Raw genomic sequence first — 22,965 nt, 5'->3', positions numbered from 1 at the left:
CAATTCAAAGACGCCGGGTCAGATCGAAATGGCACCGACGGCGAGCCCATAGACGCCGCCGCCCGCGGCGATTGCGACCGCTGCAAACAGGATGGCTTCGGTTCTCGTGAAGGTGCTTTCCTTGCGCTCGCGTTTGGCCATCAGGAACAGCAAGGTTCCGGGCGCGTAGAGGATCGAGGACAGCAGGAGAAACTTCGGGCCGCCGGCGTAGATCATCGCGGCGGCGTAGAGCGTCGCAACGGCGGCGCGGATCCAATCGGTCGTGCGGGCGCGCTCGCCGGCGCAATAGGTCTCGCCGGTCGATGCGAGCTTGAGGCCATAGGCCGCGACGAGGACGTACGGGATCAGCGTCATCGCACTCGTCATCTTGAGTGCGAGCGTGAAGGCATATTCGGCGAACCAGCTGACGAGCAGAAACGCCTGGATCACGCAGTTGGTCAGCCAGAGCGCACCGACAGGAACCTTGTTCGCATTCTCACGCGCGAGAAAGGACGGCATCGTGTGGTGTATCGCCGCCGAATGCAGGATCTCCGCGGCGAGCAGCGACCAGGACAGATAGTTGCCGAGGATCGAGATCAACAGCGCCACGCTGATGAACACGTTGCCCCAGCGCCCGACCATTGATTCCATCACGCCTGCCATCGATGGCGTCGAAAGATCCGCCAGCTCGTTCCGCGGCAACACTCCGTAGGAGAGCAGCGTCACCAGGACGAGCAGGCAGAGAACGCTCAGAAAGCCCACCACCGTCGCAATGCCGATGTCGGCGCGATTCCTGGCGTAGCGCGAATAGACGCTCGCGCCTTCGACGCCGACGAAGACGAATACGGTAAGCAGCATCGTAGAGCGTACCTGGCTCAGCACCTGTCCGAGGCTCGGCGGCTCCGTTCCCCAGAAATTCTGCACCAACAGGTCGCGATCGAGAACGAACGCGGCCACGACGATGAACAGGAGTATCGGAACGATCTTTGCGAAGGTTGCAATCGTGTTGAGCCTGGCCGCGCCCCTGATGCCCCGCAGGACAAGAAAGTGCACACTCCATAAAAGCATTGTCGCCGATGCAATGGCCGTCAGTGTCGTGCCGTCGCCAAAGATCGGAAAGAACTGCCCGAGTGTGGCCTTGATCAGAATGAGACAGGCGACGTCGGCAAGACAGCAGCCGATCCAGTAGCCGGCTGCCGAGGCGAATCCGATGTAGTCGCCGAATCCGGCCTTGGCGTAGGCATAAATGCCGGCATCCAGTTCCGGTTTGCGCTGCGACAGCGACTGGAAAACGAGCGCCAGCATAAGCATGCCCGTCCCTGCGATGATCCATGCGATGATCGCACCGAAGGCGCCGGTGGCGCGTCCGAATGCAGCCGGCAGGGCGAAGATACCGGATCCCACCATCGATCCGATCACAAGCGCAATCAACGCGTTGCGGGAAAGGTCTTGATCGGCCTCGTTCGACGAAGACGCCATGACGGAGAATGTTCTCCCAATCCGGAGCGCGGCGGTGGTCACATCTGCCGACCGCCCCCCACGGACGACCTTAGAAGTGTCTGCCGCATGCGCACATCAGGGATTCTCTGTAGGAGGTGAGGGCAGAAAAATCAGCCGCCGCCCGGGGCTCCGCAAGCCGTCTGCGGCGGGCTGGCCACAAGCACGACGCCGCCGCGGCAGAATTCACCGGCCTTGGCGAGCTCGGCGGCGAGGCGCCTGGCGTGCAGGATGGCTGCATCCTGATCTCGGCAGTCCTGCCCGATCCCGTCGGGAAAGAGGCCGTATTTGTCGGCGATGTGAAAGAAGAAGCGCATGGCATGGGTTAGATCGCGACCCGCCCGGCTTCCAAGTGACAAAGCTGTAAGGAGCGTAGGCCAAAAGGCTTAGACGTCGTTCCACGCTCTCGCATCGGTCATGTGCGGCATCGCTGCGATGCCCGCAGTTGCGACAGAGAAGGGTAATTTCCACGGGCGGCATTCGGGTGATTGTCCGATGCCGCTCCGGAAGCCCGAGGATTAGTGTCGCCTCCCTCGGCAAAGTCCTGAGGAGGCGGATGTGTCAAATTTCGATCAAGACCTGACTGCGGCAGAGACGACTGGCAGTGCGTTTGCGGTGGACGCCGGCCTGCATGAATACATGCTCCGCATCTACGCTCACATGGCCGCGGGCGTCGGCTTGACCGCCGTTGTGGCCTGGCTGGCCTATCAGGTCACAGGCCCGGCACTGCTGCAGAGTCCATTGATGTGGGTCTTCATTCTGGCGCCGTTGGGGCTGGTGTTCTTCATCGGCTCGCGCATCAACACGCTGTCCGTGTCGACGGCACGGCTGCTGTTCTTCCTCTACGCAGCCTTGGTCGGCGTATCGCTCTCGACGCTGTTCCACATCTACACGGACTCGTCGATTGCCCGGGTCTTCTTCATCGCCGCCGCGAGTTTCGGAGCGCTCAGTGCGTTCGGGTATACGACGCGACGCGATCTCTCCGGGTTAGGCACGTTCCTGTTCATGGGGTTGATCGGCGTCATCATCGCAAGCCTGATCAACATCTTTCTGTCCTCGAGCGCGCTCGACTGGCTGATCTCGATCGTTGGCGTCGGCGTATTTGCCGGGCTTACGGCCTACGACACGCAGCGGATCAAGGCGATGTACGACAGCGCGGATGACCATACCGCTGCGGGTCGCAAGTCGGTCATCGCGGCGCTGTCGCTCTATCTGAATTTCATCAACCTCTTCATGATGCTGCTGCGGCTTGCGGGCGGCCGGCGCTGAGACAGGGAGGAACGGCGGCTTCAGGCCGCCGGCCGCTCCACCGCACTCGTCAGCGCATCGCGGAGGAGCTTTTCCTTGGTCTCGTCGAGGGACGTCTTGAGCACAACGCCGCCGGCGCCCTTGATCTCGTTGATTACCTTGTCCGCCGTCATGTGCTTGATCAGGACGAACAGGGCCGCGTTGCCGGGCTGGAGGCTGGTCGACAGGCTCTTCATGAAGGCGTCGTCGATGCCGAAATCCGAGAGCGCGCCGCCGAGCGCGCCGGACGCGGCGCCCACCGCGACTCCGAGGATCGGGTTCAGGAACAGGACGCCGATGAGAAGGCCCCAGAAGCTTCCCGTCATTGCGCCCATGGCAGTGGTATTGACGAGTTGATTGAGCTTGATGCCGCCCGCGTCCGTCTTAACGGCAATCACGGCGTCGCTGATTGTGATCAGATATTCCTTCTGCAGCTTGAATAGCTGTTGGCGCACTTCTTCTGCCTTTGCTTCCGACGGATACACGATCGCGACAAGATCGGACATTGACACCTCCCGTTGATCCAAATGCGAACCGGAGCAGTCGATGCTACCGTGCAAGGAGACCCGCCGCGATTGGAGGAAACCCCGGACGTTGGCGGAGGAATGTCCCGATGGGGCAGGCACATTTGGCGTTCATGCCGAATCCGGGTGGCGTACGACAACCAACAGCTCGTCATTTACGCCGCCCGGCCGATATCGGACTGAGCGCTGCCGTCAGCGGCGGCGATTTTGCACGCAGGTGCCCTGCCGCCCGCTCACCGATGCGCGGCATTGGGAGCGGGTCTCATACATGCAGTTGAGCATTCCCTTGATCTTCGAGCACCATGCCAGATCCTGCGCCTGTACGGGCGTCGTCGAACCCATCGCGCTGAGCGAAATGAAGATGGCCGCGGACAGCAAAGCCAGCTTTCTCATGTCGATCCTCCTGTCGTCTTGTGAATCATTCGGAGCCTGAGCGGCCGGTTCCCTTGCCACCTGCTGCTTTGGCGAACGCGCCGCGGCGGGAGCAGGTGCAGCCTTAATGTACCGCTTGCTGCGTTTCCGGTATCGGGTGATTGCCTGACGTTGCCCTGGGAATCTTCTGACTGCTGCCGGAAGGTTCTCCGGACCACGATTGCATCTGTGATCGCTCAGTAGATTTACCGATGGAAGGGAGATGATCTATCGACAAGATCGTCAGCGGAGCAGTTGACCGATGATCATGTCATGCCGATGCGGCCGCTGAACATCGCGCTTGTCGCAGCGGTCACCACGCTGCTGGTTGCCGCCTGTGAACGGGACCCGGTGGAGGATACGTCCCCGGCGCCACGTCCGGTTCGCACGACCACGGTCGAGAAGCGCGAGCAGTTAACGCCGTTCACGTTTACGGGGCGTATCGAGGCGGAGGACGAGGTAAGCATCGCATTTCGAATCGGCGGGCGGCTGCTTTCGAACAACACCCGGCTTGGTGATCGCGTCCAGGCCGGCCAGCTTCTGGCGCAACTGGAATCGCAGAACGAAGCGAACGCGCTACGCCAGGCGCACGCGGCACTTGCTGCTGCGCAAGGCCAGCTCACTCAGGCCCGCAACCATTTCGAGCGTCAGCAGACGTTGCTGGCGCAGGGTTGGACCACCCGCGCCAACTTCGAAGCCGCGACGCAGGCGCTGCAGACCGCCCAATCGCAGCTCGATATGGCCGAAGCCCAGTTGAGCGCCGCCCACGATCAAGTTGGCTTTACCGAGCTGCGCGCCGATGCGCCGGGCAAGGTCACCGAAACCGGCCCCGCCGCCGGCGAGGTCGTTCAGGCCGGGCAGACGATTGCGAAGATCGCCCGCCAGGACGGTCGCGATGCGGTCTTCGATGTGCCCGCCCAACTGGTGAGAGCGGCGCCTGCCAATCTGCAGGTAACGGTCGCGCTCACGGACGATCCGGCAGTGACGGCGCAAGGGCGCGTCCGGCAGGTCGCCGCCCAGGCCAACCCGGTCACGCGGACCTTCGAGGTCAAGGTGGGCCTTACCGATCCGCCGGCTGCGATGCGGCTCGGGGCGACCGTGGTCGGGCGCGCCGAGGCGAGCTCCGGCCCGATGATCGGCATTCCCGCAACCGCGCTGACGAGGATGAATCAACAGCCGGCCGTCTGGGTCTTCGATCCCTCGGCCAATACGGTCTCAGTGCGGAACGTCGACGTGCTGCGGTTCGACCAGGCGCAGGTGATCGTCGCGCAAGGGCTTGATAGCGGCGAGATCGTCGTGACCGCAGGCGTTCAGGCACTTCATCCAGGCCAGAAGGTGCGCGTGCTCGGGTCGGGGCGATGAGTGGATTCAACCTTTCGGAATGGGCACTGGGGCGACGCTCGCTGGTCGTCTACCTCATGCTGATAGCGGTGGCCGCCGGCGTCCTGTCATATTTCCGGCTGGGCCGGAACGAGGATCCCGCCTTCACGATCCGGACCATGGTCGTTCATGCCGTCTGGCCAGGGGCGACGGCCGACGAGACGATGAAGCAGCTGACGGAGCGCCTCGAGCGCCAATTGCAGGAGACCCCGCATCTGGATTTCCTGCGCAGCTTCACCCGGCCAGGCCTCACGACCATCTTCGTGAACCTCAAGGGAAGCACCAATGCGCGGGATGTCTCCGATACCTGGTACCACGTGCGGAAGACGATCGGCGACATTCGCCATACGCTGCCTGCCGGTGTCCTCGGTCCGTTCTTCGACGACGATTTCGGCGACACCTTTGGCATCGTCTATGGCTTTACCAGCGATGGCTTCGCGCAACGCGAGCTGCGTGACCGGGTCGAGGCGATCCGTTCGCAGCTCCTGGCTGTGCCGGATGTCGCGAAGATCGAGCTGCTGGGCGCACGGGAGGAAGTGATCTTCGTCGAGTTCTCCAAGCAGGAGCTTGCAAATCTGGGTGTTGATCGCACGGCTCTGATCGCGGCGTTGCGGGCGCAGAATATCGTGATGCCGGCTGGAACGATTCAGACCGGCACCGAGCGGATATCGCTGCAGGTGTCGGGCAGCTTCCTGTCCGAGCAGGACATCGCCGATATCAACTTCGCCGCCGGCGGTCGCATGCTGCGCCTGAGCGACCTTGCGAGAGTGCGGCGGGGCTATGCCGATCCACCCCAGCCACTGTTCCGGATCAATGGCCGCCCGGCGATTGGGCTTGCCATCGCCATGCGCGACGGCGGCGACATCCTCGCGCTCGGCAGGAACGTCAAGGCGGCGATGGCGCGGATCACCGCTGATCTGCCGATCGGGATCGAGCCCAGCCTGGTGGCCGACCAGGCCGTCGTCGTGGGTAAGGCGGTCGGCGAGTTCATGACCTCGTTGTTGCAGGCGATCGCCATCATTCTGGCCGTGAGCTTCATCAGCCTCGGGGTTCGTCCGGGCCTGATCATCGCGCTGGCGATCCCGCTCACGCTCGCGGTCGTGTTTCCGGTCATGGCGGTGCTTCAGATCGACATGCAGCGGATATCGCTCGGGGCCCTGATCATTGCGCTTGCCCTGCTGGTCGATGACGCCATGACGACGACGGATGCCACGCTCATTCGCCTGGCGTTGGGCGACAGCAAGGTCGAGGCCGCCAGCTACGCCTTTCGGACCCACGCGCTGGCCATGCTTGCGGGGACGCTCGTGACGATCGCGGGCTTCATTCCGGTCGGCTTTGCCGCCAGCGCCGCGAGCGAATACACGTTCTCGCTGTTCGCAGTGGTCGCGATCGCGCTGTTGGCGTCCTGGTTCGTCGCGGTGATTTTCGCGCCGCTGCTCGGCGTTGCCATCCTTGTCCCGCCCAAGCAGAAGGGCGCTGTGGCGCCCGGACGGGTATTCCGGCTGTATCGACGCTTGCTGATATCGGCGATCCGCGCCAAATGGCTGACGCTCGGTGGGACGGCCGCGCTGTTCGTCGCCTCCGTACTCGCGCTGCCGCTCATTCCGCAACAGTTCTTTCCGTCCTCCGATCGGCCGGAACTGCTGGTCGATCTCAGCCTGCCGCAGAACTCGTCGATTTTTGCCAGCGAAACCGCGGCAAAGCGTCTGGACAAGATGCTGACGGGCGATCCCGATGTCGCGCATTGGAGCACCTATGTCGGGCGCGGTGCGATCCGGTTCTATCTGCCGCTCAGCGTCGAATTGCCGAACGACTTCTTCACGCAGGCGGTCGTCGTCGCCAGAGACATCGGGGCGCGTGAGCGGCTGCATGGCAAGCTGGAGCGATTCCTCGCCGATGAGTTTCCGAACGCGATCTCGTCGGTATCTCCGCTCGGCCTTGGCCCGCCGGTCGGATGGCCGCTGCAGTATCGCGTCAGCGGCCCCGACGTCGAGCGGGTGCGTGACATCGCGCTCGAGGTCGCACGGATCGTCGGGGCCGATCCGGCCGCCAAGAGCGTGAATTTCGACTGGATGGAGCCCGATCGCCAAGTGCGGATACGCGTCAACCAGGACGAGGCCCGACTTCTCGGCCTCAGTTCGCAGACGATTTCCACCGTTCTGAACACCGTGATATCTGGCACGCCGGTCACGCAGGTGCGGGACGATATCTACCTGGTCGATGTGGTGGTCCGCGCAACCGATGAACAGCGCGTCTCGCTGGCGAGCTTGCGCACGTTGCAGATGCCGATCGCGGGTGGCCGGACCGTTCCACTGAGCCAGTTTGCATCGTTCGAGTATGATCAGGAGTTTCCGCTGATCTGGCGACGAGATCGCGTGCCCACGCTCACGGTTCGGGCGGCCATTGCCGACCGTGTGCTGCCGGAGACGGTCGTCAACAGGCAGGCCGCGGCCATGGCAAAGCTGAAGGCGGCGCTGCCGGCTTCATACCGCGTCGTGGTCGGTGGCACGGTGGAGGAAAGCCGGAATTCTCAGGCGTCCGTCATGGCGGTGGTGCCCGTGATGCTGTTCGTCATGTTCACGGTCCTGATGGCCCAGTTGCAGAGCTTTCCGCGATTGTTGATGGTCGTCAGTGTTGCGCCGCTCGGTCTGATCGGCGTCGTCGCAGCGCTGCTGTTGTCGGGTCGGCCCTTGGGCTTCGTCGCCATTCTCGGTGTGCTTGCGCTGCTCGGCATGATCAGCAAGAACGCGGTCATCCTGATCGGCCAGATCGAGGCGGAGCGTTCACTGGGGAAGGGACCCTGGCAGGCCGCGGTGGATGCTAGCAGTTCCCGCTTTCGTCCAATCATGCTGACGGCCGTGTCCACCGTTCTCGGCATGATCCCGATTGCTCCGACGGTGTTCTGGGGGCCGATGGCCTTTGCGATCATGGGCGGCCTGCTGGTTGCGACAGGTCTGACCCTGGTCTTCCTACCGACACTGTATGTGGCCCGGTTCGGCGGAAAGGAGCCGGCCGAAGCTTCCGGTTCTTCGTTCGCGGCCTGAGGGCGTGTGGGCGGTGAGGGTAATCCCGAACCTCGACTAGGTAATCACCTGATTGGCCATGCGCGTACCAGGGCGCATCGTCCGGCTCGCAGCGAGCGACGCGGCCACTGCGCCGACCATCGTTCGCGGTCCGAGGCCTTCACATGAGCGCGACGCCGTCGATCCAGAAGCTTTCGCTGTTTGCTCTGACGGCCATGGTGGTCGGCTCCATGGTCGGTTCCGGCATCTTCTCACTGCCGCGCACTTTCGGCATCGCAACCGGTCCATTCGGCGCCATCTTCGCCTGGTGCATCGCCGGCGGTGGGATGTACACGCTGGCGCGCGTGTTTCAGTCGTTGGCGGAGCGAAAGCCTGAACTCGACGCCGGTGTCTACGCCTATGCGAAAGCAGGTTTCGGCGATTATCCCGGCTTCCTCTCGGCGCTTGGCTACTGGATGGGAAGTTGCATTGGCAACGTGTCGTATTGGGTCTTGATCAAGTCGACCTTGGGCGCGTTCTTTCCCGTGTTCGGTGACGGCAATACCGTCACCGCCATCATCGTCGCCTCGATCGGGATCTGGCTCTTCCATTTCATGATCCTGCGTGGCGTGCAACAGGCCGCCGCGATCAACACCATCGTGACGATCGCCAAGATCGTGCCGATCCTGGTCTTTATCGTCATCCTGATCTTCGCCTTCAAGGCCGACCAGTTCAGCGACAATTTCTGGGGCGGCGAGGGCATGCCGGACAAGGGGCTTTTCGAGCAGATCCGCGCGACCATGCTGGTCACGGTGTTCGTGTTCCTCGGGATCGAGGGGGCCAGCGTCTATTCCCGCTATGCCAAGGAACGATCCCATGTCGGCGCGGCGACGATCATCGGCTTTGTGATGGTGACCAGCCTGATGGTGCTCGTCACCATGCTGCCCTACGCCGTGCTGCCGCGCGCCGACATCGCCGAGATGCGACAGCCGTCCATGGCGGCGGTGCTGGAGGCCGTGGTCGGGCATTGGGGCGCGGTCTTCGTCAGCATCGGACTTCTGGTTTCGGTGCTCGGGGCTTATCTCGCCTGGAGCTTGATCTGCACCGAAGTTCTTTCGGCCGCGGGCCGCACCAGGGATATGCCGGCCCTGTTCGGCACCGAGAACGAGAACAAGGTCCCGGCTGCGGCGCTGTGGCTGACCAACATCGTCGTCCAGCTCTTCGTCATCAGCACCTACTGGTCGCGGGACGCCTTCTCGCTGATGCTCAATCTGACGAGCGTCATGAATTTGATTCCGTTTTTCCTGGTCGCCGCCTACGGGCTCTTGCTGGTCAAGCGAGGCGAGACCTATGAGAAGCGCCCGGACGCGCGTCGAAGCGGGCTGATCTTTACCTGCATTGCGCTGATCTACACGCTCTTCCTGATCTATGCGGCCGGAATGAAATATCTGCTGCTGTCGGCCATCCTCTACGCGCCCGGCACGGCACTGTATTTGTGGGCGCGCCTCGAGCAGAAGGCGAGAGTCTTCACCTTCGTCGAGTGGATCATCTTCATTGTCGTTGCGATCGGCGCGGTCGTCGGCGTTCATGGCCTGGCCACCGGCTACATCACGATCTGAGCGGAACAGTTCCGGAGATAGGCCTCATGACAAAGCAGACATCGGATGCAGGGATTCCCTTCGGTGTTCATTCGGAAGTCGGCCAGCTGCGCAAGGTGCTGGTCTGTTCGCCGGGGCGGGCCCATCAACGTCTGACGCCGACGAACTGCGACACCTTGCTCTTTGACGACGTCCTATGGGTCGACAACGCCAAGCGCGATCATTTCGATTTCGTGCAGAAGATGCGCGACCGCGGAATCGAAGTCGTCGAGATGCACAATCTCCTCGCCGACACGGTCGCGATTCCGGAGGCGAGGACGTGGATCCTCGACAACCAGGTGATCCCCAATCAGGTTGGCCTCGGCCTGATCGACGAGCTGCGCGCCTATCTGGAAAGCCTCAAGCCGCGCGAGTTGGCGGAGACGCTGATCGGCGGATTGTCGACCCAGGACTTTCCAGAAGCCCGCGGCGGCGAGACGCTCAGGCTCATCCGGGAAGCGGCCGGCATGACCGAGTATCTTCTGCCGCCCCTTCCCAACACCCTGTACACGCGCGATACGACCTGCTGGATCTACGGGGGCGTTACGCTGAATTCGCTGTTCTGGCCGGCGCGCCACGAAGAGCCTATCCTCGCCGCCGCGATCTATAAGTTCCATCCGGATTTCGCCGGCAAGGTCAATGTCTGGTGGGGCGATCCGACACAGGATCACGGCCTTGCGACGCTCGAGGGCGGCGACGTGATGCCGATCGGAAAAGGCAACGTGTTGATCGGATTGAGCGAGCGTACTTCGCGGCAGGCCATCAGCCAGCTCGCTGCCGCCCTGTTCAAGAAGAAGGCGGCCGAGCGCGTGATCGTGGCTGCCATGCCCAAGCTTCGAGCGGCGATGCACCTGGATACGGTCTTCACATTCGCCGATCGCGATTGCGTGCTGCTTTATCCGGACATCGTCAACAATATCGCGGCATTTTCCTACCGTCCGGCCGACAACTCCGCAGGCATCGAGCTGCGCAAGGACGAAAAGCCCTTCGTCGAGGTCGTCGCAGAGGCGCTTGGGCTGAAGAAGCTGCGCGTGGTGGAGACGGGCGGAAATGCCTATATGCGCGAGCGCACCCAGTGGGATAGCGGTGCCAATCTCGTCTGCGCATCCCCTGGCGTCGTGTTCGCCTATGACCGCAACACCTACACCAACACGCTGCTGCGCAAGGAAGGCATCGAGGTCGTCACCATCGTGGGTGCGGAACTCGGACGTGGTCGCGGCGGCGGTCATTGCATGACCTGTCCGATCACCAGGGACGCGGTCGACTATTAGGCCCGCATCAGCGGTCAATGCGGCCTGTTACGAAACGATGATCGATCTGATCAACCCATGATTTAGTCCGAGAACATTAACACGCCACAATCGTGTCGCAGCCTGACGCGAATCCCGATGCACGCGACAGCCATCGAGGGACGCCATGCGAAGATCCAGAATTCTTCTGCCGATCTTTGGTCTGCTCGGCGCGAGCACGGCAGGTGCAGCCGACCTTGATGTCACCGAGTTCAAGACGATCGCGGCTCCTGTCCCGTACACCTCAGTACCATCCTGGAGCGTCGTCGGTTCCATCGCGCCCACCTTCACCGACAACGCCCTGTTTACCCGCGACAACCGCAAGTCGGACGTTTACTACGTGCCCGACGTGAGCGTCCGGCTGGACGGGAACCTCAGCAATGACCTGTCGTACCGCCTCTATGCACGCGCGCAATATGAAGCGTTTTCGCGGGAGAAGGACGGCAACTTTGCCGTCGCGCGGATGGGCGGGCGCCTGACCCAAAATTGGGACGGCTGGCGTTTCTCCGCCATTTACGAGCATCGCTACGATTTTGACGGAATCTACCGCGACCTCGCCTTCACCTCGAACGATGTGATGGGCTCGGTTGCGCGCGACTTCCACTTCAACAACGCGACGTTTTCGCCATTGCTGCTCCTGACCTATCGATTTTCCGACCTGGCGGAGGCGCGCCGCTGGCGCTTTGACGCCGTGCTCGGTATCGAGGTCAAGCTCGATTCCAAATGGTCGATTGTGAGCACGCCGTTGTTCGAAGCTTACTGGTTCACCGATGGACTCAATAGCGGGCGGCGCGATCAGCTCTATTCGGCGGACGTCGGTCTGAAGTATAATTTTGCGAGCAATGTGTCGCTCACGACGACCGTGCTGTACGAGGCGCGAACGTCGAACGTGCCGCTACGGCGATATCGGGACGTTCGCATCGGCCCTCGTCTGGACTTCGCATTCTGAGAGGTATCCGATCAATGCACGCAAGAAGCTTGTCGCTGTTGATCGGCATTGTTGTGGGCATCGCGGCGGCATCCGTTGCCGCTGCCGATCCGCGTGACGCCGTCGATCGAAGCCAGCGTCTTGATACCGATGCGCTTCGGGACGATGCCGCGACAAACCGTCTGACGCCGCCATCGCATCCTCTGCAGATTGCACCGCCTCCAACGGCTCCGAAAGCAAGGACGGAACGCAGGAGGAAGTCCGGCGCAAATGGTGGAGGCAGCCGCTAGCGTCATCGGTACGTTGGTAGGCATGGCCGCCTATCGGCGCGGGAGTTCGTTGTCTCGGAACTCCGCTGTCTCCGAACTCCGCTGCCTCGGAACTCCGCATTTTTAATCTCTATTGCGCCAAATTCGAACGCGCAGAACCGCTTTCGTCGCGCAGCGCAGACGTCGCGTCGCGGATTCAAGATTTTAATCCCGTGGAAATGCTACCTCTTGTTGTGGGTCAATTCCAGGGTGTATAGTCGGATCGGCTCCAAGGCGCGTCCGCGAGCCGGCGAGGGGAGATGTCCCCGAACAGGCGAGCGGACACAGGCGATGCTGTTGTCAGCGTCGCGATGTCGCCGGAGAAGAGTGAGTGCGTATCGTGAAGGTACATGTCTCCCCCGCCAGCGAGTCGCATCGAACCGGCCTCGGGAACTGGCCGCGGACAGGTTCGGAACAATCAATCGAAGCGCTCTATTGGACGTTTTCGGCTGATCTCCTCTTCGTCGTGCGTCCGTCTCCTGAAGGGCGCTTCGTCTATGAGGCGATCAATCCGGAGTTCGGGTCCCGGCTCGGTCTCTCGCCGGAAGACGTCTACGACATGGATGTGTTCGATTGCATGAACGCGGACGACGCTAGAATCGTCTGCCAGGCGCTGGGGGCGTGCGTTGCGGAAGGAGCGGAAATCAGGATCCGGCAGCGTCTCGCGTTCGGCGGCTCGCCCCGGAACGTCGAAACGGTAGTAACTCCGGTCGTTCAATCTTCGTGTGGTGGTGCGGTTCGCTTGATCGGCAGCCACCGCGCCCTGCGCAGCCGCGCGTTCGAGAGCGGGGTCGGACAGGGCAACGGGCTCGACGTGAATCTCGGCCTGGTATCGATCCAGGAAGGCATCCAGCAGCGGATAGCGTCCGATCTCCATGATTCGACCTGTCAGCACCTGATTGCCGCGAGTCTCGGTCTCATGCGGATCCGAAGCAGCATCGGCGAACCGGACTTGGCCGAGCGGCTCTGCGACGAGATCGATGCATCAATCGATGAAGCCCTCCGGGAAATCCGCGCTTTTGCCTATCTGCTGCATCCCCGGAACCTCGCCGGTGAGGGCCTGAAGGCTGCGATCGAGCGGTACGCGGAGGGATTTGCGGCGCGCACGTCGTTGCGCGCGAGTGTCGACATCGTGCCGGATGTGGATCGGTTGCCTTACGAGACGAAACGAACGTTGCTGCGGGTCGTCCAGGAAGCGCTGACGAACGTCTTCCGTCATGCGAACGCGACCGAGGTGGCCATCGTCATCGATACCGCGGACGGCCGGTTTCACCTGACGCTCAGCGACAATGGAATTGGGCTCCCGCCGGGTTTCGGCAGGAGCGCGGTGTCTGTTGGTGTCGGAATTCCGGCGATGCAAGCGCGGCTGCACGAGATCGGAGGTACGCTCGACATCCAATCCAGTCGCGCGCCGCGGCATGCCGGCACGGTGCTGTGTGCAGTATTTCCCTATGCTCCCCCGGCGAACAGGGCCAATCGCCGCGGGGCCACGACAAATGCAAGGGCCCGCGCAGGCGCACAATCAGCGAAAAAACACTAACCGCGGGGCGGCGGGCCGGGGTCACGGCCCATCGCCGATGCGGATTCGGAGTGCTCTGCCATGAAGCGAATTCTCATCGCGGATGATCATGAGGCGGTACGGTCGGGCTTGCGGGCGGTGCTCGAGCAACGCGTGGATTGGGAGGTGGTCGCCGAGGTGAATGACGGCGGCATGGCGGTAGCAGCCGCGATCGAAAGCCGGCCCCATGTTGCCATCGTCGACTTCTCGATGCCGCGCATGACCGGCGTCGAGGTGGCGCGGCGGATCAGAGAGTATCCGCTGCAGACCGAAGTGCTGATCTTCACGGTGCACAATTCGGGCTTGCTTGCCCAGCAAGCATTCGAGGCGGGGGCGCGTGCATTCCTGGTGAAGTCCGACGCCAACAAGCTGCTTGTCGCAGCTGTCGAAGCCTTGTTGCTGCACCGGCCATTCTGGCCCCGGAAGACCGAACTCGACCATGCGCCGCGGACCAACGGCGAGCGGCATCACGAACTCACGGCCCGCGAGCAACTGGTCGTCAAGCTGGTCGCGGAAGGATACAGCAACAAGGGCATCAGTGCGATCCTCGACCTCAGCGTCAAGACCACCGAGGCCCATCGGGCAGCCGCGATGCGCAAGCTGGAGGTGAACTCGACGGCGGGGCTGGTCCGGTACGCCGTTCGGACCGGGCTGGTCGAGGCTTGAAACGGCGATATTGGCGAGCAATAGGGGCGTCGGTACCTTCGCCCGGAGATATCAGGGTTTTGTGGGATAACGATTCCAGCCACGCTCCCTATGATCGTTCGACTGTGCTGCCGGTTTGCTGCCGGTATCGGCCCGGAAGCGCAAGGGTCGGCCAACGGGAACGACACGGTGAAACGCATCTTGATTGCGGATGATCATGAAGTTGTGCGTTCCGGGCTGCGTGCAATCATCGAAGCGCATTCCAGCTGGATCGTGAGCGGCGTGGCGACCGATGGCGAGCAGGCGGTCGCGCTGGCGCTCGAGACCAGGCCGGACATCGTGATCGTCGATTATTCCATGCCGGTCATGAACGGGTTGGAGGTCAGTCGCCGCCTCAAGGCGCTCCACCTTGGCGCGCAGGTCCTGATCCTGACGATGCACGAGAGCGAAGAGCTTCTGACTGAAGCCATTCTGGCCGGGGTACGCGGGTTTCTGTTCAAGTCAGACGCACGCAAGCACCTCATTTCCGCCATCGAGGCCCTGCTGGACGGCAGGCCCTACTTCACCAGCATCTTGCTGGAGAGGCTGCTGCACGACTACCAGGGCAACAAGGAGAATCGGACCGACATGCTGCTGACTTCGCGCGAGCAGAGCGTGGTCCAGCTGATCGCGGAGGGGCATACCAACAGGTCGATCAGCTCCATCCTGAAATTGAGTGTGAAGACCGTCGAGACCCATCGCGCCTCGGCCATGCGCAAGCTCAGGATGTCGTCCACCGCTGAGCTCGTCCGCTATGCGATCCGCAAGAAGTTGGTCTTGCCCTGAACAGATGCTGATGTCGGCAGTCGCCAAAGGCGCCGGAGTTTGCGCCTCGACAAAGTGGTCGTGACTGCAACTGCTTACCTTTTCGGGGTGCTGACACGGGTTTCGTGTCGCACGCGATGGGAAGCAAGCCGTGATTGGAACCAGCCTCTGTAAATGGGCCATCAGCTACTTCGCGGTCGCAATCGTATGGCTGCTGCTCGCGGAAGTGCTTGTTGCCGCCGGGTTCGGCTTTCCGAACCACGACATCGGCGGCCCGGACACGCTCGTCATCGTGCACATGGTCAGCATCGGCTGGTTGAGCACGGTCCTGTGTGGCGCGCTGTTCCAGTTCGTGCCGGTGCTGGTCGCAAGGCCGCTCTATGCGGAGCGCTGGATACTGCCGGCTCTGGCGCTGCTGACGCTTGGGCTGACCATCCTGCTCGCGGGCTTCCTGACGCTTGGCGGGCACTTCACCGGGCCGCCCTGGTTGCTTCCGGTCGGCGCGAGCCTGCTGATTGCCGGTTTCGCGTTGGTCGTTGCCAATCTCGGCATGACGCTCTGGTCGGCCCGTCCGCTGCCGGGGCCGGCGCGGTTCGTCGCAGCCGGGCTTGCCTGCATTTGCGTCACGGCGGCATTCGGCGGCATGTTCTCTCTGGTGCTGTCCGGAACCGCCGTCGGCGCGCAATGGCCGGACCTGCTGGTGTCCGGCGTTCCGATCCACGCGATTGCCGGGCTTGGCGGATGGCTGACATTCACGGCCATGGGCGTCAGCTATCGCCTGCTGGCGATGTTCATGCTCACGCCCGACGGCGATGCGCGGCTGGGCCGGCTGGCCTGGCTTGCCGGCGTTGCCGCGCTGGCCGTCGGAGCTGTCGGCGGCGTGCTCGCACTCTGGCGCGCGACCGGGGTGAATTTGGCGCTTCTGCTGGCAGGAGTTGCGGCGCTGCTGTCGCTAATCGCCTACGGCCGCGACATGCTCGGCCTGTACAGAGCCCGCAAGCGCCGCGCGCTCGAGCTCAATACGCGCATGAGCCTCGTTGCGCTGGCGAGCCTGGTTGCGGTCGCAATCCTCGGCGCCGCGTTTGTTGCGACCGGTTCTCTCCCGTCGCATGTCGGAGCGCTCGCCTTTCTCGGCGCGTTCGGCTGGCTCACTGGCCTCGTGCTCGCCAATCTCTACAAGATCGTCCCGTTCCTGACCTGGCTCGAGACCTACGGTCCGGTGATGGGCAGAGTGCCGACGCCCCGCGTGCAGGATCTCGTCGACGAGCGCCGCGCGTTGAAATGGTTCGTGCTGTTCTTTGCCGGAAGCTGGGCGGCAACCTTGATGCTCCTGGTCGACGCGGCGCTCGGTTTCCGCGTCGCCGTCGCCGCCGTGACACTCGCGACGCTCGGCCTGAGCGAGGAGCTCATCAGGGCAAGGCGGCTTGCGGACGTGGCGGAGCCGCTGCGTCTGCCGACCGGAGCAGTCGTGCCCCAACTGTTGGTCTCGCGAAATTGAAAGGAGACTGCAATGACCGAGTTCATCGACGTCGATGTCCGGCCGATCCTGCGTGCAGGCGGCGAGCCGTTCTCGATCATCATGGCCGCGCTCGCGCGGCTCGCGCCCGGGGAGGGGCTGCGGCTCTATGCCCCCTTCAAGCCGGTTCCCCTGTTCGACGTCATGGCGAGCAAGGGCTTTGCGCATCGGGAGGCCGAGCTCGAAGGCGGCGAATGGGAGATCCGGTTTCTGCCGGACGACGGCTCGCCCGATGCGGCTGAACCGGCGCCCGCGGCGGCGAGTGGTGGCGATTGGCCGGAGCCCGCGGTTCATCTCGACAACCGCGACCTCGATCCGCCGGAGCCGATGGTCCGGATTCTGGCTGCAATGGAGCGGCTCGCCCCCGGGCAGACGCTCTGCGCCTTGCTCAGTCGTGAGCCGGTCTTCCTGTTTCGGGAGCTGACCAAGCGCGGCCATCAGTGGCGCGGCGGCTTCACGCCGCAGAAGGATTCCTATCAACTGACCGTGAGGGTGCGCGCATGAATTTCAACGATGATGATCTCGTGGAGCAGATCAGGCAGGCGCTGAAGGTTGTGATCGACCCCGAGCTCGGCCACAACATCGTCGATCTCGGCTTCATCTATGATGTGTCGGTCGAGGACGGTGCCGCGCACATCACCATGACGGCGACGACACGCGGCTGCCCCGCCGCGTCCTTTCTCAAGGAGGGCGTCGCCAACAGCGCGTGCCTGGTTCCTGGCATGCGATCGGTCGACGTCACCATGACGTTCGAGCCGCCCTGGCAACCCTGGATGATCGCGCCGGGCGTCAAGGCGTCGCTCGGATTTGCCGAGGTGAACTGATCCGCCGAGGCGGCCGGCTAGACGCCTTCGGCGCCCGGGCCGGACCAGATCCTTGCCGGTATTCGAAGGTTGGCGAGGTCGAGCAGGTTGATCGCCCGGGCGGCGATCTGGTCGATCACCTCGTCCAGCGACTGTGGCTTGAGATAGAAGGCTGGCATCGGCGGCGCGATGATCGCGCCGATCTCGGTCGCCTGCAGCATCGCTCTGAGATGGCCGAGATGCAGCGGGCTTTCGCGGACCAGCAACACCAGCCGGCGCCGTTCCTTGAGCTGCACGTCGGCCGCGCGCGTCAGAAGGTTGTCGAGCTGCCCCCAGGCGATGGCCGAGAGCGTACGGATCGAGCACGGCGCCACGATCATGCCCGCGACCGGATACGAGCCGCTGGCGATCGCGGCGCCGATATCGGAATGAAGATGATGGCGGAAGGCGAGGGCGCGCAGCCGCGCGAGCGCATCGCTTCCCACTTCCTCGCTCAGCGTACGCTCTGCCGCGGGCGAAACCACGAGGTGCACCGCGTAGTGTGGATCATCGGCCAGAAGCTCGACGATGCGCATGCCGATCGCAGCACCCGAGGCGCCGCTGATGCCGACGATGATGCCTTGCCGCCCGCTCATGTCAGGACCAGCGCGCGCATGGGCGTGCCCGACAGGCCGAGGCTCGACCACATCGCATCGACACGCGCGACCACGGCGGGATCCATGGCCAGCGGAACGCCCCATTCGCGATCCGTCTCCGGCGGAATCTTCGTGGTGGCGTCGATGCCGAGCTTGCCGCCGAGACCGGATTTCGGCGAGGCGAAGTCGAGATAGTCGATCGGCGTATCGGTAAGCGTCACGAGATCGCGCGAGGAATCGCTGCGCGTCGAGACGGCCCACATCACCGCGCGCCAGTCGCGGATGTCGATGTCGTCGTCGACCACGATCAGCAGCTTCGTGTAGCTGAACTGCGGCAGCATCGACCACAGGCCCAGCATCAGTCGCCGCGCCTGGCCGGGATAGCGTTTTTTGATCGCCGCAATCGCGACACGGTAGGAGCAGGCCTCCGGCGGCAGCCAGCAGTCGGTCACCTCGGGGAATTGCTGCCGGATCAGCGGCACGAAGAGCTGGTTGAGCGCCTCGCCGATCCGCGACGGCTCGTCCGGCGGCCGGCCCGTGAAGGTCGATAGGTACACACGCTGACGCCGGCTGGTGATCGCCGTCACGCGCATCACCGGGAATTCCTCGACGGAATTATAGTACCCGGTGTGATCGCCATACGGCCCCTCGGGCGCGGTTTCGGTCGCGGAGACGAAGCCCTCGATGACGATTTCGGCCTCGGCCGGGATCGCGAGCGGGACGGTGAGGCATGGTGCGAGGTCAGGCCGCTCGCCGCGCAGGATGCCGGAAAAGCGCAGCTCGGACAGCGTCTCGGGCAGCGGAAGCACGGCGGCAAGGATCGTGGCGGGATCGGCGCCGATGACGATCGCGACCGGCATGTCGCGCCCGAGCGCCTTCCATTGCTGGTGATGCCTGGCGCCGCCGCGATGCGCCAGCCAGCGGATGATGGCGCGGTCGCGGCCGAGCACCTGCATGCGGTAGACGCCGACATTCTCCTCCTGGTCCGCCGTCGCGGATTCCGGAGGCACGGTGATCACGATTGGCCAGGTGATCAGCGGCGCCGGCTCGCCGGGCCAGCAGATCTGTATCGGCAATTTTGCGAGATCGATGTCGGGTCCCATCGCGACGCAGTCCTGGACCGGGGCCGCCGCGCGCGTGCGCGGGCGCGTCGCCAGCGCGGCGCGCGCGAGCGGGAGCTTATGGAGGACATCCCTGATGCCGTGCGGTGGTCGCGGTGCGCGGAGCTCGGCCATCAACTCGCCGAGCTTTCCAAGACGGTCGGGCGCGATGCCCATGCCCCATGCGATCCGCTCGACCGTTCCAAACAAATTGGTGAGGAGCGGCATCTCCGAGAGGCGGCCGTCGGCCTTGATGGGCTGCTCGAACAATAATGCCGGTCCGTGTGCCTCGAGCACACGCCGGTGAATTTCCGTGATCTCGTGGACGACGGAGACCTTCTCGCGAATGCGTCGCAACTGTCCCCGGCCTTCGATGAAGCGCAGGAAGTCGGACAAGTCGCGAAAGCGCGGCACATCACGTTGCAACTGGACAAGCTCCTAAAAAATGAGAGCTAGCCGGGTTGTTTTCGGTCTTCATTGTTCCCGCTCAAATACAGCGGCGTGCAATCCGTCCAGATGTGTGGCCATGAATGATCCGTCCGCCGCATCGCCCGGCCCGTTGCCGACGATTCCGCCGCTTGTCGCATTGGCCATGCGTCCGCTGCCTCTGCTGCCGCTGCAGCTCGCTCTCGGCGGTGTCCTGCAGCGGATCCATCGGCGCAACCCCGCAATATTCGACAGGCTCGGGGATCACGCGCGCGCGCGGTTCGGTATCAAGCCGATCGATCTGCCGTTCGCCTTCGTGGTCGAGGCCAGGCCGCCGCGCCTGTCGGTGGTGCGTGACTTGCCGCGTGGTCTGGATGCGCGGATCTCGGCTTCGCTCGCCAATCTTCTGGCGCTGCTCGAAGGCAGGGTCGATGGCGATGCCCTGATGTTCTCGCGTGAGCTCGTGGTCGAGGGCGATGTCGAGGCGGTGCTGGCGCTGCGCAATGCGATCGACGACGCCCAGCTCGATCTGGCCGAAGAGCTGTCCTCGCTGTTCGGTCCGCTGGGCGCGCCGGCGAGGCGGGCCTTCGAGGCTACCCGTGGCCGCGTGATCGCCTCATCCGGCCATGGCGGGCAATCGAGATGATGGAGCTGATCTGTCCTGCCGGCACGCCGGCGGCGTTGAAGAGCGCCATCGATGCCGGCGCCGATGCGATCTATTGCGGCTTCAACGACGAGACCAACGCGCGCAATTTTCCGGGGCTGAATTTCAGCCGCGACGAGCTGCGCAAGGGGATCGCGCTGGCGCATGGCCGCGGTGCGAAGATCCTGGTGGCCGTCAACACCTTCCCGCGCGCCTCCGCGGTCGACATCTGGCATCGCGCGGTGGACGATGCGGCGAGTGCGGGGGCCGATGCGCTGATCCTCGCCGATATCGGATTGATGGACTACGCCGCGCGGCGCCATCCTAACCAGCGCTTGCACGTCTCGGTTCAGGCCGCGGCCGCAAATCCCGATGCTATCGCCTTCTACGCCGAGAATTTCGGGGCGCGGCGCGTAGTGCTGCCCCGCGTCCTGAGTGTGCCGGAGATCGCCGAGATCACCCGGGAATCGGCCTGCGAGACCGAAGTCTTCGTGTTCGGCGGCCTCTGCGTGATGGCCGAGGGGCGCTGTTCGCTGTCGTCCTATGCAACCGGCAAGTCACCGAACATGCAGGGCGTCTGCTCGCCGCCGAGCCATGTGACCTACGAACAGACCGCGGAGGGGACGAAGTCCAGTCTGGGCGGCTTCACCATCAACCGGTTCGGGTCGAGCGAGCCTGCGGGCTATCCGACGCTGTGCAAGGGGCGCTTCTCGACCGCGCAGGGCGCCGGCTATATTTTCGAGGACCCCGTCAGTCTGGATGCCACGACGCTGCTCAAAGGCTTGCGCGATGCCGGCGTGACCGCGCTCAAGATTGAGGGCCGCCAGCGCGGCCGTGCCTATGTCGAGAGCGTGGTGCGCCATTTCCGCTATGCGCTCGCCGCGCTCGAGAGCGGCAGTGAGGCAGACATCGCAAGCCTGAAGCCGTTCACCGAAGGGCAGGCCTCCACGGTCGGCGCCTATCGCAAGACCTGGCGCTAATCTTTTCGAATAGGTGAGGTCCGGAAGATGCAACTCAGCCTCGGTCCAGTTCTCTACAATTGGGCGCCGGAACGCTGGCGCGACTTCTATTTCCGGATCGCCGACGAAGCGCCGGTCGACGTCGTATCCGTCGGCGAGATCGTCTGCTCGAAGCGCTCGCCGTTCTTCGCAGACTTCATTCCGGGCGTGGTCGAACGGCTGCAGAGCGCGGGCAAGCAGGTGTTGCTGGGTTCGCTGATCCTGGTTTCGCTGCGGCGTGAGCGCCGCCAGACCGAGGAGCTTGCGGCGGCCGAAGGCGGGCTGGTCGAGGTCAATGACCTGACCTGTCTCAGGGCGCTCGCAGGCCGGCCGCACGCGATCGGGCCGTTCGTCAACATCTACAACGAGGCGAGCGCGGCCTTTCACGCCGCGCGCGGGGCGAGGCGCATCTGCCTGCCGCCGGAGCTGCCGCTGGCCTCGGTGGCGACCATCGCAAGGGCTGTTCCCGATGCCACGATCGAAGTGCTCGCGTTCGGCAGGGTGCCGCTGGCCATCTCGGCCCGTTGCTATCATGCGCGCCTGCACAAGCTCGCCAAGGACAATTGCCGCTTCGTCTGTGAGAAGGACACGGATGGTCTCCTTCTGAACACGCTGGAGCAGCAGGACTTCCTGACCATCAACGGGGTGCAGACCCTGTCGCACACCTGCGCCAATCTGCTGGGCGAGGCCGGCATCTTGCGTGAGAGCAACGTCGGCTCACTTCGCCTGTCGCCGCAGGATTGCGACATGGTCGTCGTCGCCAGGACCTTTCGCGACGTGCTGAACGGCCGTGACGATGTCGAGGGCGGCAACCGCCGGCTTGCGGCGGCCTATCCTGGTGTGCCGTTCTCGAATGGGTTTCTGTGGGCAGAGCCAGGGCACGTCTATCGTCAGGCCCGATCAGGCGACGCGCAAGGCTCAGCGCAAATCGGGCCTCTCTGAACGGGTTCGGCGTTGGCGAGCGCTCAGAAATTCGCGGCCATTGCGGCCAGACGTCGATGGGCCCTTTCCCGCGCAGCGTCGATCGGCTGCTGCGGTCCCGTGGTTGGCCCGATCGGCACGAAGCGGACATTGTCGATACCGATGAAGCGCAGGATGTCTCGCAGGTAAGGCGTTGCCATGTCGATGCGGCCGCGGTTCATGCCGGTGGCAAAGTCGCTGCCGCTGGCGAGAATCACCAGCGTCGGCCGGTCCTTGAGCAGTGGCAGATAGCCCTGTGACGGGTCGAACCGGAACGTCAGTCCGGGCTGCACGATGATGTCGAACCACTGCTTGAGCTTGTAGGGAATGCTGAAGTTCCACATCGGCGTCGAGATCAGCACCCGATCGGCCAACGAAAACCGCAGCGCCATGCGCTCGGCCTCGGCAAAGCTGTCGCGTTGCGTGTCGTTGAAGGCTTGCCCGTTCATCCGTGCATATTTGGCCTCGGCGATGGGGCCCGAGAATTCCGGCATCCGCTCCCGCCAGAGGTCCACGACATCGAGGTCCCAGTCCGGCCGGACCTGGCGAAAGCCGTCAAGAAAGACGCGCGCGCCGGCACTTGACTCGGAGTCAGGACGTGGCGAGCAGGAGAGGTGCAAAATCTTTGCCACCGC

The 22,965-nt window shown here is 63.7% G+C and carries 22 protein-coding genes; 15 read left to right on the top strand and 7 right to left on the bottom strand.

Features of this window, described 5'->3' with window-relative positions:
* Nucleotides 1-18: 18 nt before the first annotated feature.
* A complete protein-coding gene (locus GGD62_RS34635; RefSeq protein ID WP_183712804.1) occupies nt 19-1,458 on the bottom strand; it encodes a basic amino acid/polyamine antiporter in 1,440 nt (479 codons plus the stop codon).
* A 131-nt stretch (nt 1,459-1,589) separates the two neighbouring features.
* Nucleotides 1,590-1,793, bottom strand: coding sequence for a DUF6894 family protein (locus GGD62_RS34630; protein ID WP_018318098.1), 204 nt, complete (start codon nt 1,791-1,793; stop codon nt 1,590-1,592).
* 241 nt (nt 1,794-2,034) lie between these two features.
* Between GGD62_RS34630 and GGD62_RS34625 the strand changes: the two genes are divergently transcribed.
* A complete protein-coding gene (locus GGD62_RS34625; protein WP_018318097.1) occupies nt 2,035-2,745 on the top strand; it encodes a Bax inhibitor-1/YccA family protein in 711 nt (236 codons plus the stop codon).
* A 20-nt stretch (nt 2,746-2,765) separates the two neighbouring features.
* Here the strand turns inward: GGD62_RS34625 and GGD62_RS34620 are convergent, their stop codons facing one another.
* Both GGD62_RS34620 and GGD62_RS34615 read right to left on the bottom strand, forming a co-directional pair.
* Complete coding sequence (locus GGD62_RS34620; protein ID WP_183712802.1) at nt 2,766-3,269, bottom strand: DUF1269 domain-containing protein; 504 nt, start codon at nt 3,267-3,269, stop codon at nt 2,766-2,768.
* A 210-nt stretch (nt 3,270-3,479) separates the two neighbouring features.
* The gene (locus tag GGD62_RS34615) at nt 3,480-3,680 is read right to left on the bottom strand and encodes a DUF3551 domain-containing protein (RefSeq protein ID WP_183712799.1); all 201 of its coding nucleotides are present in this window, start codon (nt 3,678-3,680) and stop codon (nt 3,480-3,482) included.
* A 273-nt stretch (nt 3,681-3,953) separates the two neighbouring features.
* On the opposite strand from GGD62_RS34615, the gene GGD62_RS34610 reads away from it, so the two are divergent.
* From GGD62_RS34610 to GGD62_RS34560, 11 genes are all read left to right on the top strand, one after another.
* Nucleotides 3,954-5,060, top strand: coding sequence for an efflux RND transporter periplasmic adaptor subunit (locus GGD62_RS34610; protein ID WP_246800386.1), 1,107 nt, complete (start codon nt 3,954-3,956; stop codon nt 5,058-5,060).
* Nucleotides 5,057-8,122 (top strand): efflux RND transporter permease subunit, encoded by a 3,066-nt coding sequence (locus tag GGD62_RS34605; protein ID WP_183712796.1) that lies wholly within the window; start codon nt 5,057-5,059, stop codon nt 8,120-8,122. Before GGD62_RS34610 ends, GGD62_RS34605 begins: the two co-directional genes overlap by 4 nt.
* Nucleotides 8,123-8,265: 143 nt before the next feature.
* Nucleotides 8,266-9,699: a basic amino acid/polyamine antiporter gene (locus tag GGD62_RS34600; protein ID WP_183712793.1), complete on the top strand. Its 1,434-nt coding sequence runs from the start codon at nt 8,266-8,268 to the stop codon at nt 9,697-9,699.
* A gap of 26 nt (nt 9,700-9,725) precedes the next feature.
* On the top strand, nt 9,726-10,988 hold the full coding sequence (arcA, locus tag GGD62_RS34595) for an arginine deiminase (RefSeq protein WP_179735924.1): 1,263 nt from the start codon (nt 9,726-9,728) through the stop codon (nt 10,986-10,988).
* A 145-nt stretch (nt 10,989-11,133) separates the two neighbouring features.
* Nucleotides 11,134-11,955, top strand: a complete 822-nt coding sequence (locus GGD62_RS34590) for an outer membrane beta-barrel protein (protein WP_018318090.1) — start codon at nt 11,134-11,136, stop codon at nt 11,953-11,955.
* A gap of 618 nt (nt 11,956-12,573) precedes the next feature.
* Nucleotides 12,574-13,782: an ATP-binding protein gene (locus GGD62_RS34585; RefSeq protein ID WP_183712790.1), complete on the top strand. Its 1,209-nt coding sequence runs from the start codon at nt 12,574-12,576 to the stop codon at nt 13,780-13,782.
* Nucleotides 13,783-13,842: 60 nt separating this feature from the next.
* The gene (locus tag GGD62_RS34580) at nt 13,843-14,466 is read left to right on the top strand and encodes a response regulator transcription factor (protein ID WP_018318087.1); all 624 of its coding nucleotides are present in this window, start codon (nt 13,843-13,845) and stop codon (nt 14,464-14,466) included.
* A 168-nt stretch (nt 14,467-14,634) separates the two neighbouring features.
* Nucleotides 14,635-15,270 (top strand): response regulator transcription factor, encoded by a 636-nt coding sequence (locus GGD62_RS34575; RefSeq protein ID WP_026201965.1) that lies wholly within the window; start codon nt 14,635-14,637, stop codon nt 15,268-15,270.
* A 130-nt stretch (nt 15,271-15,400) separates the two neighbouring features.
* A complete protein-coding gene (locus tag GGD62_RS34570) occupies nt 15,401-16,747 on the top strand; it encodes a hypothetical protein (RefSeq protein WP_183712787.1) in 1,347 nt (448 codons plus the stop codon).
* Nucleotides 16,748-16,759: 12 nt separating this feature from the next.
* Nucleotides 16,760-17,269 carry a DUF2249 domain-containing protein gene (locus GGD62_RS34565; RefSeq protein WP_183712784.1) on the top strand — a complete coding sequence of 170 codons (510 nt, stop codon included), beginning with the start codon at nt 16,760-16,762 and terminating at the stop codon, nt 17,267-17,269.
* Nucleotides 17,266-17,589 carry a metal-sulfur cluster assembly factor gene (locus GGD62_RS34560; protein ID WP_183712781.1) on the top strand — a complete coding sequence of 108 codons (324 nt, stop codon included), beginning with the start codon at nt 17,266-17,268 and terminating at the stop codon, nt 17,587-17,589. Before GGD62_RS34565 ends, GGD62_RS34560 begins: the two co-directional genes overlap by 4 nt.
* A 17-nt stretch (nt 17,590-17,606) precedes the next feature.
* On the opposite strand, the gene GGD62_RS34555 is transcribed toward GGD62_RS34560, so the two are convergent.
* Nucleotides 17,607-18,203 carry a UbiX family flavin prenyltransferase gene (locus GGD62_RS34555; RefSeq protein ID WP_183712778.1) on the bottom strand — a complete coding sequence of 199 codons (597 nt, stop codon included), beginning with the start codon at nt 18,201-18,203 and terminating at the stop codon, nt 17,607-17,609.
* Nucleotides 18,200-19,729 carry a UbiD family decarboxylase gene (locus GGD62_RS34550; RefSeq protein WP_183712775.1) on the bottom strand — a complete coding sequence of 510 codons (1,530 nt, stop codon included), beginning with the start codon at nt 19,727-19,729 and terminating at the stop codon, nt 18,200-18,202. Before GGD62_RS34550 ends, GGD62_RS34555 begins: the two co-directional genes overlap by 4 nt.
* A 100-nt stretch (nt 19,730-19,829) precedes the next feature.
* Between GGD62_RS34550 and GGD62_RS34545 the strand changes: the two genes are divergently transcribed.
* From GGD62_RS34545 to GGD62_RS34535, 3 genes are read left to right on the top strand one after another with little or no spacing between them, the layout of a single operon-like run.
* Complete coding sequence (locus GGD62_RS34545) at nt 19,830-20,375, top strand: SCP2 domain-containing protein (RefSeq protein ID WP_018318081.1); 546 nt, start codon at nt 19,830-19,832, stop codon at nt 20,373-20,375.
* Nucleotides 20,375-21,352, top strand: a complete 978-nt coding sequence (locus tag GGD62_RS34540; RefSeq protein ID WP_183712882.1) for a peptidase U32 family protein — start codon at nt 20,375-20,377, stop codon at nt 21,350-21,352. Before GGD62_RS34545 ends, GGD62_RS34540 begins: the two co-directional genes overlap by 1 nt.
* 27 nt (nt 21,353-21,379) lie before the next feature.
* Nucleotides 21,380-22,312 (top strand): U32 family peptidase, encoded by a 933-nt coding sequence (locus GGD62_RS34535; RefSeq protein WP_183712772.1) that lies wholly within the window; start codon nt 21,380-21,382, stop codon nt 22,310-22,312.
* 23 nt (nt 22,313-22,335) lie between these two features.
* Here GGD62_RS34535 and GGD62_RS34530 read toward each other — a convergent pair whose 3' ends face one another.
* A complete protein-coding gene (locus GGD62_RS34530; protein WP_183712768.1) occupies nt 22,336-22,962 on the bottom strand; it encodes an FMN-dependent NADH-azoreductase in 627 nt (208 codons plus the stop codon).
* Between the last annotated feature and the right edge of the window lie 3 nt (nt 22,963-22,965).

It is taken from the genome of Bradyrhizobium sp. ERR14 (genome assembly GCF_014198235.1).
Lineage (GTDB): Bacteria > Pseudomonadota > Alphaproteobacteria > Rhizobiales > Xanthobacteraceae > Bradyrhizobium.
The sequence above is the reverse complement of the archived record's forward strand: the minus strand, read 5'-3'. Positions and strand labels throughout refer to the sequence as shown.